This is a genomic window from Streptomyces sp. MUSC 14, assembly GCF_001866675.1.
Lineage (GTDB): Bacteria > Actinomycetota > Actinomycetes > Streptomycetales > Streptomycetaceae > Streptomyces.
The window spans coordinates 1-682 of the sequence record NZ_MLYN01000158.1 but is presented as its reverse complement, the minus strand read 5'-3'; the positions used below and the strand labels follow the sequence as shown (position 1 = coordinate 682).

The window sequence follows — 682 nt, the reverse complement described above, 5'->3', positions numbered from 1 at the left end:
GGTTCGTCGGTGACGGCCTGCAGGATCACATGCGCGTTGGTCCCGCTGATCCCGAACGAGGACACACCCGCACGCCGCGGACGCTCCCCCGTCTCCGGCCACACCCGGGCCTCGGTCAGCAACTCCACCGCACCCGCCGACCAGTCCACATGCGACGACGGCTCATCCACATGCAACGTCGCCGGCAACACACCATGACGCATCGCCAGCACCATCTTCATCACACCCGCCACACCGGCACCCGCCTGCGTGTGACCCACGTTCGACTTCACCGACCCCAGCCACAACGGCCGGTCGCCGTCCCGCTCCCGCCCGTACGTGGCCAGCAGCGCCTGCGCCTCGATCGGGTCACCCAGCTTCGTGCCCGTACCGTGCGCCTCCACCACGTCCACACCGGAAGCGGGCACACCGGCATCCGCCAGCGCGGCCCGGATCACCCGCTGCTGCGACGGACCGTTCGGCGCGCTCAACCCGTTGGACGCACCGTCCTGGTTCACCGCCGAGCCGGCCACCACCGCAAGCACCGGATGCCCCAGACGCCGCGCATCCGACAACCGCTCCACCAGCAGCAGACCACCACCCTCCGAGAACCCCGTACCATCCGCCGCATCCGCGAACGCCTTGCACCGACCATCAGCCGCCAACCCCTGCTGACGACTGAAGTCCACGAACAGACCGGGCG

General features: G+C 69.8%; 1 protein-coding gene. It reads right to left on the bottom strand.

All coding sequences use genetic code 11. The features are described 5' to 3' along the window. A partial coding sequence (locus BIV25_RS46105; protein WP_143076860.1) for a beta-ketoacyl synthase N-terminal-like domain-containing protein occupies window positions 1–682 on the bottom strand: 682 nt, incomplete at both ends.